Below are 17,543 nucleotides of genomic sequence, written 5' to 3' on the forward strand. Positions count from 1 at the left end.
CCACGAGCAATGGTGTGCGGCGTTCGACATGACAGCAATGACGGCTTCTCATCCGATTTCACGTTGGTCCGGTGCCCTCTGGTCGGGAGCACTCGGTATCTGCGCGATCGTCGCCGTTATCCGACCCGCCGAGGCTGATCCCCGCGCCGTGGTTGAGCTCTTCACCTCGCAGGGCTGCTCCTCCTGCCCGCCCGCCGACCAGATCATCGGCGATCTCGCCAAAGACCCGTCGATCATCGCGCTGAGCATGCCGATCGATTATTGGGATTATCTCGGCTGGAAGGACACGCTGGCGGATTCGCGCTTCTCGGCGCGGCAGCGCGCCTATTCGCGCATGCGCGGCGACCGCGAGGTCTACACGCCGCAGGTCGTGGTGAATGGCTCGACGCATGTCATCGGCAGCGACCGTGCCGGCATCGAGAGCGCGATCGGCAAGACCGACAAAGGCGCGGGCGTGATGAGCGTGCCGGTGACGATGTCGCTCTCGGGCAAGCAGATCAACGTGTCGGTGGCCGCGAGCAAGGAGCCGGCGATCTCGCACGGCGAGGTCTGGATATGCTCGATCGCGAGGTCAGTGCCGATCGCGATCGCCAAAGGCGAAAATCGCGGACAGCAGATCACCTATCACAACGTGGTCCGCAACCTGCTCAAGGTCGGCGACTGGACCGGTCGTCCGGAAAGCTGGACGGTGCCGATCGAGAACCTGACGCGCGACGGCGTCGACGGCGCGGTGGTCTATGTCCAGGACGGCAGCCGCGAGAAACCGGGCCCGATGCTGGGCGCGGCGTACACGTCGCTGCACTGAAGCGCACGCTTCGCATTCTTCATGATGTGCGGTCTGGCTCTATCTCCTCATGGTGAGGAGCGCGCCCCCTTGCGCGCGTCTCGAACCAGGCGGGCCCGGCTGATGCCGCTCGGCCTCGATCCTTCGAGACGCCGCGCGAAGAGCGCCGCTCCTCAGGATGAGGGGAGAGAGTGTGCCTAAGATTGTCTCGGAAAATCTGGTCTCTCGTCATTCCGGGGCGCGCCGCTTCGGCGCGAACCCGGAATCCATTTCTCAACTCGAAAATTCGGATTGATAGATTTCGGGTTTGCACTTCGCGCGCCCCGGAATGACAGCGGGGCAGACACATCCCGACACAAACAAAAAAGGACCAACTCGCGTTGGCCCTCCTTGTCGCGCGTACAGACCCGATCCTCTCGACCCCGGGGGGCTGGGGGCTGAGGAATCCGGAACCGAAGGGACCGGGTCAACGCACACAAGTCTTTTCGCAATGCAGGGCGGCAGGCGCTGGGCGGAAAAGCGGCGATACTATGATTCCTGCTAACGATCCCGTGACGGTTCGTCGCGACAGAGTTCCACCGTTGCGTGTGTTCCGATTCGCGCTGGATTCGACCGGTTGCACCCAGAGCCCTTCAAAGAGCCCTCGAGAGCCCCTTGCGGCGGGGAACAGTTGGCGCAATCATGGGATTGTCATGATCCGCGGTTCCGGGGACGGTTTTCGCGGGCGCGATCATGTCGTGCGATGAGGAGGCGCCCCATGAGTCTGACGTCGGAGGATGCCGATCCGAGTGAGCAGCGCGCGGCGGCGCGTCCCGTCGCTGCAAATGCGCAGCCGAACCAGGTGACCTTCAACCGGCTCGAACTGCGCCGAATTCTCAACCTCTACGGCCGCATGGTCGCCGACGGCGAGTGGCGCGACTATGCCATCGACTTCCTGAAGGACCGTGCGGTGTTCTCGGTCTATCGCCGCGCCTCGGAAGTGCCGATCTACCGCATCGAGAAGGACCCGCGCCTCGCGCGCAAGCAGGGCATGTACAGCGTGATCTCGGCGACCGGCCTGATCCTGCGCCGCGGCCACGAGCTTGAGCGCGTGCTGCTGGTGATCGATCGCAAGCTGGCGGTGGTTTAGCCCAACGCCGTCATTCCGGGGCGCGACGAAGTCGCGAACCCGGAATCCCGATCCGTATCGCTCGCTTAAAACTTCTGGATTCCGGGTTCGCGCTACGCGCGCCCCGGAATGACCGTGTGAGGCCTACTTCCCCGGCACGGTGCTCGCGCCCTCGCCGAGCTCGCGCTGCATCATCACCGTGTCCAGCCAGCGGCCGAATTTCAGCCCGACATTGGGATGCGTGCCGATCATCCTGAAGCCGCCCTTGGTGTGCACGCCGATCGAGCCGGCATTGGCGGAATCGCCGATCACCGCGATCATCTGGCGGAAGCCGCGCGCCTCGCACTCGGTGATCAGCCGCTCCAGCAGCAACGAGCCGACGCCGCGGCGATGGAAGGAGGGATCGAGATAGATCGAGTTCTCGACCGTGAAGCGATAGGCCGGCCGCGGCCGGTAGGCACCGGCATAGGCGTAGCCGGCGACGCGCCCGTCGAGGATGGCGACGAAATAGGGATAGCCGCCGTCGACCAGCGCGCGGTAGCGCCGCGTCATCTCGGCAAGATCGGGCGGTTCCAGCTCGAACGTCGCCGTGCCCTCGCGGACGGCCTGCTGGTAGATGGCGGTGATGGCGGGGAGGTCGGCCTCAAGGGTGGGCCTGATTTCGGGTGCGGACATGGGGAAAGATTAGAGACTTCCTGCGACGGCCGGAAGAGGCCACGCTGCTTCCGCACCCGTCATTGCGAGCGCACCTCCACTTTCTCCGCCGTCATTCCCCGCGAAGGCGGGGAATCCAGTACGCCGCGGCCCCTCGGTTGATCACGACTGCCTCTGGAATACTGGATCGCCCGCCCCAGTGCGCAAGTGCGCACAAGGCGGGCGATGACACCGAGTGTGTGGCGCGCTCCCGGCCCAAACAAAAACCCCGGCCTTGCGGCCGGGGTTGGTATCCGTTCTCTCGTCGCAGTGCTTAGTCGCGCTGGCCGAGGAGCTGCAGAAGCAGCGTGAACAGGTTGATGAAGTTCAGGTACAGCGATAGCGCGCCGGTGATGGCCGCACGCTCTGCGATGTCACCGCCGGCCGAGGCGTAGCCGTAGATGTAGTCGTTCTTCAGCCGCTGGGTATCCCAGGCGGTGAGGCCCGCGAACACCAGCACGCCGACCACGGACACGATGAACTGCAGCATCGAGCTCGCCAGGAACAGGTTCACCAGGCTGGCAATGATGATGCCGATCAGGCCCATGAACAGGAACGAGCCCATCCCGGTCAGGTCACGCTTGGTGGTGTAGCCGTAGAGGCTGAGCGCACCGAAGGTCGCCGCGGTGATGAAGAACACCCGCACGATCGAGGTGTGCGTGAACACCAGGAAGATCGACGACAGCGAGATGCCCATCAGCGCCGAGAACACCCAGAACAGGATCTGGGCGGTCGAGGGTGCCAGACGGTTGATGCCTGCCGAGATCACGAACACCATGGCGAGCGGCGCGAGCATGAACAGCCACTTCAGGGGGCTGACGAACATCGCATAGCCGAACGGCGTCAGGAACAGCTTGCCGACGCGGACGGCTTCCGGGGTCGGAACGTCAGTCACGGCGGCCATGTAGACGCCGAGTGCGGCAAGGCCCGTGATGGCGAGGCCAATGCTCATGTAGTTGTAGATGCGCAGCATGTAGGCGCGCAGACCGGCGTCGACCGTCGCGGCGTCAACACGCCCGGCGGCCCTGCCGAAAGGAGAAGCGTAGTTACGGTCTAGGTCCGACATGGTCGATTCCCGTTGGTTGGCCGGTCCGGCATGAGGGTCGCCATGCCGCCGGTTCGTCAAATTCTATCTCGGATACCGACGTCTGCCGACTAAATTTTGGCTAACAATCGGGGCTCCGAACCCATTCGATATGTGGGAAACTAACACATACGCTGCAACCTTCCACGCGCGGCTGAATGTCGCCCTTGGCGTCAATCCTGACGCGAACCTGACGAGCAGTCGTGGTTAACCGCGGGAATCGTGCGATTCCGCTCTCCTGCGGCTGCCCGCTACCTTTTGTCACAAATTCCGCAACACCGTGGCGGGCTTTTTGTTCAACGCCAGGAGCGTGCCGGCGAGCCCGAGCCCGACGGTGACGACCAGGGCGGCAACGACCACGCCGGCTGCGCTGCCGGCCTGCCAGACGAAGCTGAGCGTCATCAGCCGCGTCACGATCATCCAGGCGGCGATGCTGCCGGCGATCACGCCGAAGACGGCGGTGGCGAGCCCGATCAGGAGGTATTCGAGCGCATAGGCGCCGAGCAGCCGCAGCCGCGTCGCGCCCAGCGTCTTCAGGATCACCGCATCGTAGACCCGGTGGCGATGGCCGGCGGCGAGCGCCCCGCCGAGCACCAGGATCGCCGAGATCAGCGTCACGGCGCTGGCGCCGCGGATCGCCAGCGCCAGATTGGTCACGACCGAGCCGACCGTCTCCATCACCTCGCGCACGCGCACGCTCGTCACCATCGGATAGGCGTCGGCGACCTGCTTGATGATCCTGCCGTCGCCTTCGGCGTTGCCGCCGGCTTCGGTCAGCGTCGCGATGTGGGTGTGCGGCGCGCCCTTGAAGGCGTTCGGCGAGAACACCAGCACGAAATTGATGCCGAGGCCCTGCCAGTCGATGTTGCGCAGATTGCTGATCTTCGCCGGGATATCGCGGCCGAGCACGTTGACCACGACCTCGTCGCCGAGCTTGAGGCCGAGCCCGTCTGCGATCTTCTTCTCCATCGAGACCAGCGGCGGGCCGGAATAGTCCGCGCTCCACCACTCACCCTCGACCACCTTGGAGCCCTTCGGCAGCTCGGCGGTATAGGTGAGGCCGCGGTCGCTTTGCAGCACCCATTCGGAATCGGTCGTCGGCTTGAGCTCTTCGGCGCGGACGCCGCGCGCGGCGACGATGCGCCCGCGCAGCATCGGCACGTCCTCGACCTTGGCGCCGGGCGCGATCTGGCGCAGATAGCCGTCGAACTGCACCGCCTGCGTGCTCGGAATGTCGATGAAGAAGAACGACGGCGCCTGATCGGGCAGGGCCGCGAGGAACTGCCGGCGCAGATTGCCGTCGATCTGGGTGATGGTGACGAGCACGGCGAGCCCGAGGCCGAGCGAGAGCACGACCGAAGGCGTCAGCGCGCCCGGCCGGTGGATGTTGGCGATCGCGAGCCGCAGCATCGGCAGGCGCGTGCGCGGCAGCCGCCGCGCGATCGTCATCAGCAGGGCGGCGATGCCGCGCAGCAGCGCGAACACGACGACCGAGGACGCCACGAATACCGCAGCGATACGCTTGTCGAAGGACAGGCCGATCACGACCGCGACGAGCAGGGCGATCACGACGCCCATGAACGCGAGATAGCTCCAGCGCGGCCGGTGCCATTCGGAGCTGATGGTGTCGCGGAACAATGCGGCGACCGGCACATCGTGCACCCGTCCGAGCGGCCACAGGCCGAAGGCGAGCGCGGTCAACAGGCCGTAGACGAAGGACAGCGCGAGCTCGTCGGCGTGCACGGCCGGCACCACCGGCAGCGGCAACAGCTTGCCGAACAGCCCGACGATGGCGAAGGGCATGGCGGCGCCGAGCGCAAGCCCGATCACGGACCCGATCGCTGCCAGCAGGACGACCTGGGCGAGATAGATGCCGAACACGTCGCGGCCCGTGGCGCCGACGGCCTTGAAGGCCGCGATCACCTCGAGCTTCCGGTCGATATGGCTCTTCACCGCGTTGGCGACGCCGACACCGCCAACCAGCAGCGCGGCGAGGCCGACGAGGGTCAGGAACTGCGTGAAGCGGCTGATGTTGCGCTCGAGCTGCGGCGAGGCGTTGGAGCGGCTGCGGACTTCCCAGCCGGCCTGCGGCGCGGCGTTGCGCGCATCGGCGATGAAGGCGTCGGTGGCGCGCTCGTTGTTGGCGGCGTCAGGCAGCTTCACGCGGTAGACCCAGCGCACCAGGCTGCCGGGCTGGATCAGGCCTGTGGCCCGCAGGGCTGCCTCGCTGATCAGGAAGCGCGGGCCGAAGCCGATGCCGCCGGCGAGCTTGTCGGGCTCGGCTTCGACGGTGCTGCGGATCTGGAAGGTCGCCGCGCCGATGGTGACGCGGTCGCCGGTCTTGAGCGAGAGCCGCGCCAGCAGCGTCGGATCGGCCGCCGCGCCGAACGCGCCGTCACGTTCTGCAAGGATGTCGGACATCGCAAGCGGCGGCACCAGCGTCAATTGGCCGAGCATCGGATAGGTGTCGTCGACCGCCTTCATCTCGACCAGCGCGAGCTTGCCCTCGGCCGAGCGCGCCATGCCGCGCAGGGTTGCGGCGGTCGAGACGGTGCCGCGCGAACGCAGGAAGGCGACTTCCTCAGGCTTGGCCTCGCGCTGGAACAGCACGAAGGAGACGTCGCCGCCGAGCAGCGTGCGGCCCTCGCGGGCGAGACCGTCGGAGAGACTCGCCGACACCGAGCCGACACCGGCGATCGCCATCACGCCGAGCGCGATGCAGGCGATGAAGACGTAGAAGCCGCGCAGGCCCCCGCGCAATTCGCGCAGCGCGTAGCGGAGCGACAACGCGGCGGCGTTGGGCCGTACGAACGGTTCGGTCGCGGTGCTCATGCCGGCGCAGACTGCGTGTCGATGCGCCCGGAGCGCAGGCGGATCACGCGATCGCAGCGATGCGCGAGCGAGGAATCGTGCGTGACCAGCACCAGGGTCATGCCGCGCTCGGCATGCTTGGTGAAGAGCAGGTCGACGATCTGTTTTCCGGTCGCCTCGTCGAGATTGCCGGTCGGCTCGTCGGCGACGAGGATGGCGGGATCGGGCGCCAGCGCGCGGGCGAGCGCGACGCGCTGCTGCTCGCCGCCGGAAAGCTGCGTCGGATAATGATGCAGGCGGTCGCCGAGCCCGACCGATTGCAACTCCTGCGCCGCGCGTATTGCGGCGTCGGGATTGCCGGCAAGCTCGAGCGGCACGGCGACGTTCTCCAGCGCCGTCATGGTCGGGATCAGATGGAAGGACTGGAAGACGATGCCGACCTGGCGGCCGCGGAAGCGGGCGAGCGCGTCCTCGTCGAGGGCATTGAAAGGCGTGCCGTTCACCACCACCTCTCCGCTATCAGGACGCTCCAGCCCCGCCATCACCATCAGCAGCGTGGATTTGCCCGAGCCTGACGGGCCGATCAGGCCAATCGTCTCGCCCGAGGCGACCCGCAGGCTGATATCCTTGAGGATGTGAACGCGTGCCGCGCCCGTACCCAATGAGAGATTGACGTTGGAGATGGCGATGGTGTCCGGCGCGGTGCCGGCGAGCGAAGAGGATTCGATGCGAGTGTCCATGGTCCGGTCATATGGCAAGTCCGATAGCGCGGTCGAGAGGCGTTACGGAATGTTCATGCACATAGCCGTGTTGATGCTCGCCTTGATGACAATTGCGACAGCGGCGTCGGCACAGGCACAGCCGGCCGCCAAACCGATCAAGCTGGTGGTCCTCGGCGATTCCTTGAGCGCGGGCCTTGGCCTTCCGGCCCAGGAGGCGTTCCCCGCAAAACTTCAAAAAGCCTTGCAGGCCAAAGGCATAGCGATTGACATGACCAATGCCGGGGTGTCCGGCGACACCGCCTCCGGCGGCCGCGACCGGCTCGACTGGTCGGTGCCTGAGGGAACCGAGGGCGTGATCGTCGAGCTCGGCGCCAACGACGCGCTGCGCGGCATCGATCCAGACCTGGCGCGCACCGCGCTGACCGACATCGTCCAGCGGCTGAAGGCGCGCAAGATCGCGGTGATGCTGTGCGGCATGCTGGCGCCGCCGAATTACGGCGCCGATTATGCCGCGCGCTTCAATTCGATTTATCCGGATCTGGCGAAACAATTCGACGTGCCGCTCTATCCGTTCTTTCTCGACGGCGTTGCGGCCGACGCCAAGCTCAACCAGGCCGACGGCATCCATCCGACCGCGGCCGGCGTCGACATCATCGTCGGCAACATGCTGCCCACGGTGGAGGCATTCTTGCGCAACATAAGCGAGCAACGCCGTTGAAAAGCAGGCAACGCCAACCGTAATTCCCAGGGTTTTTCCGGGGTGGCCCGCGCGATGCTTCGCAGAGTCACACAACTGCGATAGGAATCAGGGTACCGGTGATTCGTCGCCGGCTCTAAAATTTGGATAAGGTCTGCTTCAAGGGACCGTACCCAAGCATCGGGAGTGCGAAACGATGCCGCGTTTGTTCACTGGTCTGGAAATTCCGGCCGAGATCGGCCAGACGCTTTCCAACTTGAGGGGCGGCCTTCCCGGCGCCCGCTGGATCGATCCCGAAAATTATCACGTCACCTTGCGCTTCATCGGCGATATCGACGGCGTCTCCGCCAACGAGATCGCCTCGATGCTGTTTCGCGTTGACCGCAAGCCGTTCGAGGTGAAGGTGCAGGGGCTGACGAGCTTCGGCGGCCGCAAGCCGCGCGCGGTGGTCGCCACCATCGCGCCGAGCAGGCCGCTGATGGAATTGCAGGCCGAGCTCGAACGCATGATGCAGCGGATCGGCCTTAATCCAGAGGGGCGCAAGTTCATCCCGCATGTCACGCTGGCCCGGCTGCACGACGCCTCCGACCGCGACGTCGCCGACTATCTGTCGCTGCGCGGCTACTTCCCGAGCAAGGCGTTCATGGCCGAACGCTTCGTGCTGTTCTCGTCGCGCGCCTCCACCGGCGGCGGGCCGTATGTGGTCGAGGACGCCTACGAGCTGTGTGCGTGACACAGCTCGCGTGCCCCGGCCGCAGAGCCGGGGCCCAGCGTTCCGCAACGGCCGATATTTGGCGATGAACGAAATAGTGGGTCCCGGCTCTGCGCCGTAGCGCAGCGCGTCCGGGACACGAAAGCGCATACCTCGGGCACCAATTCACGGCTTGCAATTTCCGTCCGTCTCTGGCGGTAAAGGGCCATGCTCTCGACCCCCAGTTCCTCATTCCGCGAGGCCTACCAGGCCCAGATCGCCGACGGCGCGATCGAGCCCGATGCCGCGCAGGCCGAAGTCGCCGAGGCCTATGCGGCGCTCGACCAGCGGCTCGCGGCTTACAAGCCGCAGCGCAAGCAGGGCCTGCTCAGCCGTCTGTTCAGCAGCGACAAGGATGAGGCGCCGCGCGGGCTCTACATCCATGGCGAGGTCGGCCGCGGCAAGACCATGCTGATGGATCTGTTCTTCCAGCACAGTACCGTCGAGCACAAGCGGCGCGCGCATTTCCACGAATTCATGGCCGATGTGCACGAGCGCATCTACGACTATCGCCAGAGCATCGCGCGCGGCGAAATCGCCGACGGCGACGTCATCGCGCTGACCGCGAACGCGATCTTCGAGGAGAGCTGGCTGCTCTGCTTCGACGAATTCCACGTCACCGACATCGCGGACGCGATGATCCTGGGACGCCTGTTCGCCAAATTGTTCGAGCTCGGCACCGTGGTGGTCGCAACCTCCAACGTCGCGCCCGACGATCTCTACAAGGGCGGCCTCAACCGTTCGCTGTTCCTGCCCTTCATCAAGCAGATCACCGATCACATGGACGTCGCGCGGCTCGACGCGCGCACCGACTTCCGGCTGGAGAAGCTTCAGGGCGTGCCGATGTGGCTGACGCCGGCGGACGGCGATGCAGATGCCGCGCTCGACCGCGCCTGGTCGCGGATGAGCGGCGGCGCCAAATGCAAGTCGCGGGATATTTCGATCAAGGGCCGCATCCTGCACGTGCCGTGCTCGGCCCATGGCGTGGCGCGGTTCTCGTTCGCCGATCTCTGCGAGAAGCCGCTCGGCGCATCGGATTACCTCAGGCTCGCGCACGACTATCACACCATCCTGGTCGACCATATTCCAGTGATGGACCTCTCCCAGCGCAACGCCGCCAAGCGTTTCATCACGCTGATCGATACGCTCTATGACAATGCCGTGAAGCTGATGGCCTCGGCCGACGCCAACCCGATCTCGCTGTACCTCGCCGACGAGGGCAACGAGGCCAACGAGTTCAAGCGGACCGCCTCGCGCCTGATCGAAATGAGCTCGGAATCCTATCTGGCGCTGGCTCACGGCCGCAAGGATTCCACCGCCAGCGGCTCCACCAAGGGCCTGGTGGAGACTTAAGTCCTATGCGGCCGTCATTCCGGGGCGTCGCGAAGCGACGAGCCCGGAATCCATTCATCAGCGTGCTCTGCCGCCCGATGGATTTCCGGGCTCGCGACTTTCGTCGCGCCCCGGAATGACGGGGCTGCGTGCCCGAGGCATCGGCAAGCCCGACAATTGGGCATCCACCGACTTGAACGGGCGAGGCGAAAGGGATAACCACCCTCTCAGTTTTCCCTCCTTACGTGTCTAAAGGACAGGTTCACATGGCGCGCGACAAGATTGCTTTGATTGGCTCCGGTCAGATCGGCGGAACGCTGGCTCACCTCATCGGCCTGAAAGAACTGGGCGACGTCGTGATGTTCGACATCGCCGAGGGCGTGCCGCAGGGCAAGGCGCTCGACATTGCGCAGTCCTCGCCGGTCGACGGCTTTGACGCGCACTACACCGGCGCGAACTCGTACGAGGCGCTCGACAACGCCAAGGTCTGCATCGTCACCGCCGGCGTGCCGCGCAAGCCCGGCATGAGCCGCGACGATCTCCTCTCCATCAACCTCAAGGTCATGGAGCAGGTCGGTGCCGGCATCAAGAAGTACGCCCCCGACGCCTTCGTCATCTGCATCACCAACCCGCTCGACGCGATGGTCTGGGCGCTGCAGAAGGCCTCGGGCCTGCCGCACAAGAAGGTCGTCGGCATGGCCGGCGTGCTGGATTCGGCGCGCTTCCGCTACTTCCTGGCCGACGAGTTCAACGTGTCCGTCGAAGACGTCACCGCTTTCGTGCTCGGCGGTCATGGCGACACCATGGTGCCGCTGGTGAAGTACTCCACCGTCGCCGGCATCCCGCTGCCCGACCTCGTCAAGATGGGCTGGACCTCGCAGGCGCGCCTCGACGAGATCGTCGACCGCACCCGCAACGGCGGCGCCGAGATCGTCAACCTGCTCAAGACCGGTTCGGCCTTCTACGCCCCGGCCGCGTCCGCGATCGCGATGGCCGAGAGCTATCTGCGCGACAAGAAGCGCGTGCTGCCCTCGGCCGCGTACCTGAACGGCGAATATGGCGTGAAGGACATGTATGTCGGCGTGCCCGTCGTGATCGGCTCCAAGGGCGTCGAGCGCGTCGTCGAGATCGAGCTCGCCGGCAAGGACCGCGAAGCCTTCGACAAGTCGGTCGGCGCGGTGCAGGGCCTGGTCGACGCCTGCAAGAAGATCGCCCCCGATCTTCTCGGCCGCTAAGGCAAGACAATTCCCGCCGAAGATCGAAACCCGGTCTTCGGCGGTTTCACTTCCGGACCCCGACTGACCGGGCGGGTTCCGGCTCAGCAGTCCAGAGATCGATGTCAAAGAATCCGGGTTGCAGTTCCTGTGGTATATGGTATGCCAGCCACAAGACTGAGGTGGGCCTACGAGGTCACCGCCCGCGGGTTCAGGGAGCGACCATATGAATATCCATGAATATCAGGCCAAAGCGCTGCTGGGTGAGTTCGGCGTACCGATCTCAAAGGGCGTCCCGGTCCTCAAGGCCGCAGACGCGGAAGCCGCCGCCAAGGCGCTGCCGGGCCCGGTCTATGTGGTGAAGAGCCAGATCCACGCCGGCGGCCGCGGCAAGGGCAAGTTCAAGGAAGCCTCGGCCGGCGACAAGGGCGGCGTCCGCATCGCCAAGTCGGCCGCCGAGGTCACCGAATTCGCCAAGCAGATGCTCGGTGCCACGCTGGTGACGATCCAGACCGGCCCGGCCGGCAAGCAGGTCAACCGCCTCTACATCGAGGACGGCTCCGACATCGACAAGGAATTCTATCTCTCGCTCCTGGTCGACCGCGAGACGTCGCGCGTCTCCTTCGTTGTCTCGACCGAAGGCGGCGTCAACATCGAGGACGTCGCGCACAACACGCCGGAGAAGATCGTCACCTTCTCGGTCGATCCCGCGACCGGCATCATGGGCCATCACGGCCGCACCGTCGCCAACGCGCTCAAGCTCTCCGGCGATCTCGCCAAGCAGGCCGAGAAGCTCACCGCGCAGCTCTACGCGGCGTTCGTCGCCAAGGACATGTCGATGCTGGAGATCAACCCGCTGGTCGTGACCAAGCAGGGCCAGCTCCGCGTGCTCGACGCCAAGGTGTCGTTCGACGACAACGCGCTGTTCCGTCATCCTGAAGTGCTCGCGCTGCGCGACGAGACCGAGGAAGACGCCAAGGAAATCGAGGCGTCCAAGTACGACCTCAACTACGTCACCCTCGACGGCAACATCGGCTGCATGGTCAACGGCGCCGGTCTCGCCATGGCGACTATGGACATCATCAAGCTCTACGGCATGGCGCCGGCGAACTTCCTCGACGTCGGCGGCAGCGCCAGCAAGGAGAAGGTCGCGGCCGCCTTCAAGATCATCACCGCCGATCCCAACGTGAAGGGCATCCTGGTCAACATCTTCGGCGGCATCATGAAGTGCGACGTGATCGCCGAGGGCGTCACGGCCGCCGTGCGCGAGGTCGGCCTCAGCGTGCCGCTGGTGGTTCGCCTCGAAGGCACCAACGTCGAGCTCGGCAAGAAGATTATCCGTGAATCCGGCCTGAACGTGGTGCCGGCCGACAATCTCGACGACGCCGCGCAGAAGATCGTGAAGGCCGTCAAGGGAGGCTAACGCCATGGCCCAGGACCATCTCGCCGCATCATCTCCGCTTGCAGAGCACACGCGCCTCGCCGCGTTCGCCGGCGAATGGGATGGCGAAGAGGTGGTCTTCCCGTCGCGCTGGACGGCGGGCGGGCCGGCCACCTCGCACGTCGTCGCGCGCATGGACCTGAACGGGTTCTACCTGATCCAGGACGCAATCCAGATGCGCGACGGCAAGCAGATCTTCGCCACCCACGGCCTCTTCACCTACGACCGCGACGACCGGACCTACAAATTGTTCTGGTACGACTCGCTCGGATACACGCCGCCCTCGCCCGCCTCCGGCGGGTGGGTCGGCAAGACCCTGACGCTGGTGCGCGGCTCGCTCCGCGGCAATGCGCGCCACGTCTACGAGATCATCGACGACAATTCCTACTCGTTGAAGATTCAGTTCTCGCCGGATGCGGAAGGCTGGGCCGACGTGCTCACCGGCGTCTACCGCCGCATCCACTGACCTCTCACTCGTTAGTTTCGCGAAAGCAGACCTCATGTCCATCCTGATCGACAAGAACACCAAGGTCATCTGCCAGGGCTTCACCGGCAAGAACGGCACCTTCCACTCGGAGGCCGCGCTTGCCTACGGCACCAAGATGGTCGGCGGCACTTCGCCGGGCAAAGGCGGCTCGACGCATCTGGGCCTGCCGGTGTTCGACACGGTGCGCGAGGCGCGTGAGAAGACCGGTGCCGATGCGTCGGTGATCTACGTGCCGCCGCCGGGTGCGGCGGACGCGATCTGCGAAGCCATCGACGCCGAGATCCCGCTGATCGTCTGCATCACCGAAGGCATTCCTGTGATCGACATGGTCCGCGTGAAGCGCTCGCTGGCCGGTTCCAAGTCGCGCCTGATCGGGCCGAACTGCCCGGGCGTCATGACCGCCGGCGAATGCAAGATCGGCATCATGCCGGCCAACATCTTCAAGACCGGCAGCGTCGGCATCGTCTCCCGCTCCGGCACGCTGACCTATGAAGCCGTGTTCCAGACCTCGCAGGAAGGCCTCGGCCAGACCACCGCGGTCGGCATCGGCGGCGACCCGGTCAAGGGAACCGAGTTCATCGACGTGCTGGAAATGCTCCTCGCCGACCCCAAGACGGAATCGATCATCATGATCGGCGAGATCGGCGGTTCCGCCGAGGAGGACGCCGCCCAGTTCCTCAAGGACGAGGCCAAGCGCGGCCGCAAGAAGCCGATGGTCGGCTTCATCGCCGGTGTCACCGCCCCTCCCGGCCGCCGCATGGGCCACGCCGGCGCGATCATTTCGGGCGGCAAGGGCGACGCCGGTTCCAAGACCGACGCGATGAAATCGGCTGGGATTACAGTGTCGCCGTCTCCCGCGCGCCTCGGGCACACGCTTGCCGAAAAGTTGAAAGGCTAATTCACTTCTTCGTACTTTTCCGGGCGAAGTTTCGCAGCAAATAGGGTAAATGGTGCCAATCGCGCTGGGCCTCTGCCGGGGAGCCCAGCGCCAGCGCCGTTTGTTATGCGCGAACCGAAATCGCCAGGAACTCAAGTATGTCTCGCCAAGACGCGAACGCAGCCTTTGCCCTCTCCTCCTTTTTGCAGGGCACCAACGCCACCTACATCGACGAAATCTACGCCCGCTACGAAAAGGACCCATCCTCGGTCGACGCCGAGTGGCAGGAGTTCTTCAAGAGCCTGAAGGACCAGCCGGACGACGTCCGCAAGAATGCCGAAGGCCCGTCCTGGGAGCGTGCCAACTGGCCGCTGACGCCGCAGGACGACCTGACCTCTGCCCTCGACGGCAACTGGGCCGAGGTTGAGAAGGCGGTCGGCGCCAAGATCGCCGCCAAGGCGCAGGCCAAGGGTGCCGAGATCTCCCCCGCCGACGTGCTTCAGGCGACGCGCGACTCGGTCCGCGCGCTGATGCTGATCCGTTCCTACCGCATGCGCGGCCACTTCCACGCCAAGCTCGATCCGCTCGGCATCGAAGCTCAGCGCAACCGCGAAGAGCTCGATCCGCGCACCTACGGCTTCAGCGAAGCCGATTTCGACCGCAAGATCTTCCTCGATCACGTGCTGGGCCTCGAATACGCCAGCTTGCGCGAGATCACCGCGATCTGCGAGCGCACCTACTGCCAGACGCTCGGCGTCGAGTTCATGCACATCAGCAATGCTGCGCAGAAGGCCTGGATCCAGGAGCGCATCGAGGGGCCGGACAAGGAGATCTCGTTCACCCGCGAAGGTCGCCGCGCCATCCTGATGAAGCTGGTCGAAGCCGAAGGCTTCGAGAAATTCTGCGACACCAAGTTCACCGGCACCAAGCGTTTCGGCCTCGACGGCGGCGAGTCGCTGATCCCCGCGCTGGAGCAGATCATCAAGCGCGGCGGCAATCTCGGCGTGAAGGAAGTCGTGCTCGGCATGCCGCATCGCGGCCGCCTCAACGTGCTGACGCAGGTGATGGGCAAGGCGCACCGCGCCCTGTTCCACGAGTTCAAGGGCGGCTCGGCCAATCCCGATGCGGTCGAAGGCTCGGGCGACGTCAAGTATCACCTCGGCGCGTCCTCGGACCGCGAGTTCGACGGCAACCGCATCCATCTGTCGCTGACCGCGAACCCCTCGCATCTCGAGATCGTCGATCCCGTCGTGCTCGGCAAGGTCCGCGCCAAGCAGGACCAGCACGGCGATCCGCCGGACCAGCGCATCTCGGTGATGCCGCTCCTGATGCATGGCGACGCGGCGTTCGCCGGCCAGGGCGTGGTCGCGGAGTGCTTCGGCCTGTCGGACCTGAAGGGCTACCGCACCGGCGGCTCCGTCCACTTCATCGTCAACAACCAGATCGGCTTCACCACCTATCCGCGTTATTCGCGCTCCTCGCCCTATCCGTCGGATGTGGCGAAGATGATCGACGCGCCGATCTTCCACGTGAACGGCGACGATCCGGAAGCCGTGGTGTTCGCAGCCAAGGTCGCGACCGAGTTCCGGCAGAAGTTCCACAAGCCGGTGGTCATCGACATGTGGTGCTATCGCCGCTACGGCCACAACGAGGGCGATGAGCCGGCATTCACCCAGCCGGTCATGTACAAGCGGATCGCGGCCCATCCCTCGACGCTGTCGCTCTATGCCAAGCGCCTGATCGCCGAGGGCGTGGTCACCGAGGGCGAGGTCGACAAGCTGAAGGCCGACTGGCGCTCGCGGCTCGATGCCGAGTTCGAGGCCGGCACCTCCTACAAGCCGAACAAGGCCGACTGGCTCGACGGCAAGTGGGCCGGCTTCAAGATCGCCGACCAGGAAGAGGATGCGCGGCGCGGCGTCACCGGCGTCGACATCACCGCGCTGAAGGATATCGGCCGCAAGATCACCAAGGTGCCGGACGGCTTCCGTGTCCACCGCACCATCCAGCGTTTCCTCGACAACCGCGCCAAGGCGATCGACACCGGCGCGGGCATCGACTGGGCGACCGGCGAGGCGCTGGCGTTCTGCTCGCTGCTCAACGAGAACCACCACGTCCGCCTGTCCGGACAGGATTCGGAGCGCGGCACGTTCTCGCAGCGCCACTCGGTGCTGATCGACCAGGAAGACGAGAGCCGCTACACGCCGTTCAACCATCTCGGCCACGAGCAGGGCCATTACGAGGTCATCAACTCGCTGCTGTCGGAAGAAGCGGTGCTCGGCTTCGAATACGGCTACTCGCTCGCCGAGCCGAACACGCTGACGCTGTGGGAAGCGCAGTTCGGCGATTTCGCCAACGGCGCGCAGGTCGTGTTCGACCAGTTCATCTCCTCGGGCGAGCGCAAATGGCTGCGCATGTCCGGCCTCGTCTGCCTCCTGCCGCACGGCTATGAGGGCCAGGGACCGGAGCACTCCTCGGCGCGTCTCGAGCGTTATCTCCAGATGTCCGCCGAAGACAACATGCAGGTGGTCTATCCGACCACGCCGGCGAACTACTTCCACGTGCTGCGCCGCCAGCTGCATCGCGAGATCCGCAAGCCGCTGATCGTGATGACGCCGAAATCGCTGCTGCGTCACAAGCGGGCGGTGTCGCGTCTCGAAGAGCTCGCGAAGGGAACGACCTTCCACCGCATCCTGTACGATGACGCCCAGATGCTGCCGAACGAGGCGATCAAGCTCGTCCCCGACGAGAAGGTCCGCCGCATCGTGCTCTGCTCCGGCAAGGTCTATTACGACCTCTACGAGGAGCGCGAGAAGCGCGGCATCGACGACATCTACCTGATGCGCGTCGAGCAGCTCTATCCGGTGCCGCTGAAGGCGCTGGTGGCCGAGCTGTCGCGCTTCAAGAAGGCCGAGATGGTGTGGTGCCAGGAAGAGCCCCGCAACATGGGTGCCTGGCACTTCATCGAGCCCTATCTGGAATGGGTGCTGAACCAGGTGAACGGCGTGAGCCGGCGTCCGCGTTATGTCGGCCGCGCCGCTTCCGCCGCGACCGCCACGGGTCTGATGTCCAAGCATCAGGCGCAGCTGAAGGCGTTCCTGGACGAAGCACTGAGCTAACCGAAATTCCAATTGTCATGCCCCGCCCAGTGCGCAATTGCGCACAAGGGCGGGGCATCCAGTACGCCGCGGCGTCCGTTTGATCCATGATCGTCACGGTGTACTGGATCGTCCGCCTGCGCGGACGATGACGGCCAAAAACGATTAAGGAAAAGACCATGACTGAAATTCGTGTGCCGACGCTCGGCGAATCCGTCACCGAGGCCACCATCGGCCGCTGGTTCAAGAAGGCCGGCGACCCCGTCGCCGTCGATGAGCCCTTGGTGGAGCTCGAGACCGACAAGGTCACCATCGAAGTCCCGGCACCCTCCGCCGGCACGCTGAGCGAGATCATCGCCGCTGACGGCGCCACCGTTGCTGTCGGCGCGCTGCTCGGCCAGATCACCGAAGGCGCCGCTGGCGCGGCCAAGCCGGCCGCTGCTCCCG

The 17,543-nt window shown here is 65.3% G+C and carries 15 protein-coding genes; 11 read left to right on the plus strand and 4 right to left on the minus strand.

Annotated features, from left to right (window positions below; genetic code table 11):
• Positions 1-28 precede the first annotated feature (28 nt).
• The gene (locus tag XI08_RS12835) at positions 29-805 is read left to right on the plus strand and encodes a DUF1223 domain-containing protein (RefSeq protein WP_271574660.1); all 777 of its coding nucleotides are present in this window, start codon (positions 29-31) and stop codon (positions 803-805) included.
• A gap of 736 nt (positions 806-1,541) precedes the next feature.
• Complete coding sequence (locus XI08_RS12840; protein ID WP_025575995.1) at positions 1,542-1,913, plus strand: DUF2794 domain-containing protein; 372 nt, start codon at positions 1,542-1,544, stop codon at positions 1,911-1,913.
• 123 nt (positions 1,914-2,036) lie between these two features.
• On the opposite strand, the gene XI08_RS12845 is transcribed toward XI08_RS12840, so the two are convergent.
• From XI08_RS12845 to XI08_RS12860, 4 genes are all read right to left on the minus strand, one after another.
• Complete coding sequence (locus XI08_RS12845) at positions 2,037-2,567, minus strand: GNAT family N-acetyltransferase (RefSeq protein ID WP_027543951.1); 531 nt, start codon at positions 2,565-2,567, stop codon at positions 2,037-2,039.
• Between the two features lie 292 nt (positions 2,568-2,859).
• Positions 2,860-3,651: a Bax inhibitor-1/YccA family protein gene (locus XI08_RS12850; RefSeq protein WP_025575992.1), complete on the minus strand. Its 792-nt coding sequence runs from the start codon at positions 3,649-3,651 to the stop codon at positions 2,860-2,862.
• A 279-nt stretch (positions 3,652-3,930) separates the two neighbouring features.
• Positions 3,931-6,501, minus strand: coding sequence for an ABC transporter permease (locus XI08_RS12855; protein WP_271574661.1), 2,571 nt, complete (start codon positions 6,499-6,501; stop codon positions 3,931-3,933).
• Entirely contained in the window at positions 6,498-7,220 is a 723-nt protein-coding gene (locus XI08_RS12860) for an ABC transporter ATP-binding protein (protein ID WP_027547530.1), read from the minus strand. The genes XI08_RS12855 and XI08_RS12860 overlap by 4 nt, the downstream gene beginning before the upstream one ends.
• A gap of 55 nt (positions 7,221-7,275) precedes the next feature.
• Here XI08_RS12860 and XI08_RS12865 point away from each other — a divergent pair, with 55 nt between their 5' ends.
• The 9 genes from XI08_RS12865 to XI08_RS12905 all read left to right on the plus strand — a co-directional run.
• The gene (locus tag XI08_RS12865) at positions 7,276-7,920 is read left to right on the plus strand and encodes an arylesterase (protein ID WP_271574665.1); all 645 of its coding nucleotides are present in this window, start codon (positions 7,276-7,278) and stop codon (positions 7,918-7,920) included.
• A 175-nt stretch (positions 7,921-8,095) separates the two neighbouring features.
• A complete protein-coding gene (gene thpR, locus XI08_RS12870) occupies positions 8,096-8,632 on the plus strand; it encodes an RNA 2',3'-cyclic phosphodiesterase (RefSeq protein ID WP_271569913.1) in 537 nt (178 codons plus the stop codon).
• Between the two features lie 186 nt (positions 8,633-8,818).
• Positions 8,819-10,003: a cell division protein ZapE gene (gene zapE / locus XI08_RS12875; RefSeq protein ID WP_271574662.1), complete on the plus strand. Its 1,185-nt coding sequence runs from the start codon at positions 8,819-8,821 to the stop codon at positions 10,001-10,003.
• Positions 10,004-10,248: 245 nt separating this feature from the next.
• A complete protein-coding gene (gene mdh, locus XI08_RS12880; RefSeq protein ID WP_008145224.1) occupies positions 10,249-11,217 on the plus strand; it encodes a malate dehydrogenase in 969 nt (322 codons plus the stop codon).
• A 205-nt stretch (positions 11,218-11,422) separates the two neighbouring features.
• Positions 11,423-12,619: an ADP-forming succinate--CoA ligase subunit beta gene (gene sucC / locus XI08_RS12885; RefSeq protein WP_027547534.1), complete on the plus strand. Its 1,197-nt coding sequence runs from the start codon at positions 11,423-11,425 to the stop codon at positions 12,617-12,619.
• A gap of 4 nt (positions 12,620-12,623) precedes the next feature.
• Positions 12,624-13,103, plus strand: coding sequence for a DUF1579 family protein (locus XI08_RS12890; protein ID WP_271574663.1), 480 nt, complete (start codon positions 12,624-12,626; stop codon positions 13,101-13,103).
• Between the two features lie 34 nt (positions 13,104-13,137).
• On the plus strand, positions 13,138-14,022 hold the full coding sequence (gene sucD, locus XI08_RS12895; protein WP_027547536.1) for a succinate--CoA ligase subunit alpha: 885 nt from the start codon (positions 13,138-13,140) through the stop codon (positions 14,020-14,022).
• A gap of 137 nt (positions 14,023-14,159) precedes the next feature.
• A complete protein-coding gene (locus XI08_RS12900) occupies positions 14,160-17,117 on the plus strand; it encodes a 2-oxoglutarate dehydrogenase E1 component (RefSeq protein WP_271574664.1) in 2,958 nt (985 codons plus the stop codon).
• Between the two features lie 158 nt (positions 17,118-17,275).
• Positions 17,276-17,543: biotin/lipoyl-containing protein (locus XI08_RS12905; protein ID WP_333927249.1), on the plus strand; the 268-nt coding region annotated here is incomplete at its 3' end.

It is taken from the genome of Bradyrhizobium sp. CCBAU 11361, from assembly GCF_028128935.1.
Taxonomy (GTDB): Bacteria; Pseudomonadota; Alphaproteobacteria; order Rhizobiales; family Xanthobacteraceae; genus Bradyrhizobium; species Bradyrhizobium niftali.

Excerpts from the sequence above, each read along its gene's own strand:
- XI08_RS12900 (WP_271574664.1), top strand. The coding sequence starts at position 14,160 with ATGTCTCGCCAAGACGCGAACGCAGCCTTTGCCCTCTCCTCCTTTTTG.
- XI08_RS12840 (WP_025575995.1), top strand. The coding sequence starts at position 1,542 with ATGAGTCTGACGTCGGAGGATGCCGATCCGAGTGAGCAGCGCGCGGCG.
- zapE (WP_271574662.1), top strand. The coding sequence starts at position 8,819 with ATGCTCTCGACCCCCAGTTCCTCATTCCGCGAGGCCTACCAGGCCCAG.
- XI08_RS12850 (WP_025575992.1), bottom strand. The coding sequence starts at position 3,651 with ATGTCGGACCTAGACCGTAACTACGCTTCTCCTTTCGGCAGGGCCGCC.
- sucC (WP_027547534.1), top strand. The coding sequence starts at position 11,423 with ATGAATATCCATGAATATCAGGCCAAAGCGCTGCTGGGTGAGTTCGGC.
- XI08_RS12890 (WP_271574663.1), top strand. The coding sequence starts at position 12,624 with ATGGCCCAGGACCATCTCGCCGCATCATCTCCGCTTGCAGAGCACACG.
- XI08_RS12860 (WP_027547530.1), bottom strand. The coding sequence starts at position 7,220 with ATGGACACTCGCATCGAATCCTCTTCGCTCGCCGGCACCGCGCCGGAC.
- XI08_RS12835 (WP_271574660.1), top strand. The coding sequence starts at position 29 with ATGACAGCAATGACGGCTTCTCATCCGATTTCACGTTGGTCCGGTGCC.
- sucD (WP_027547536.1), top strand. The coding sequence starts at position 13,138 with ATGTCCATCCTGATCGACAAGAACACCAAGGTCATCTGCCAGGGCTTC.
- mdh (WP_008145224.1), top strand. The coding sequence starts at position 10,249 with ATGGCGCGCGACAAGATTGCTTTGATTGGCTCCGGTCAGATCGGCGGA.
- XI08_RS12855 (WP_271574661.1), bottom strand. The coding sequence starts at position 6,501 with ATGAGCACCGCGACCGAACCGTTCGTACGGCCCAACGCCGCCGCGTTG.
- thpR (WP_271569913.1), top strand. The coding sequence starts at position 8,096 with ATGCCGCGTTTGTTCACTGGTCTGGAAATTCCGGCCGAGATCGGCCAG.
- XI08_RS12865 (WP_271574665.1), top strand. The coding sequence starts at position 7,276 with ATGCACATAGCCGTGTTGATGCTCGCCTTGATGACAATTGCGACAGCG.
- XI08_RS12845 (WP_027543951.1), bottom strand. The coding sequence starts at position 2,567 with ATGTCCGCACCCGAAATCAGGCCCACCCTTGAGGCCGACCTCCCCGCC.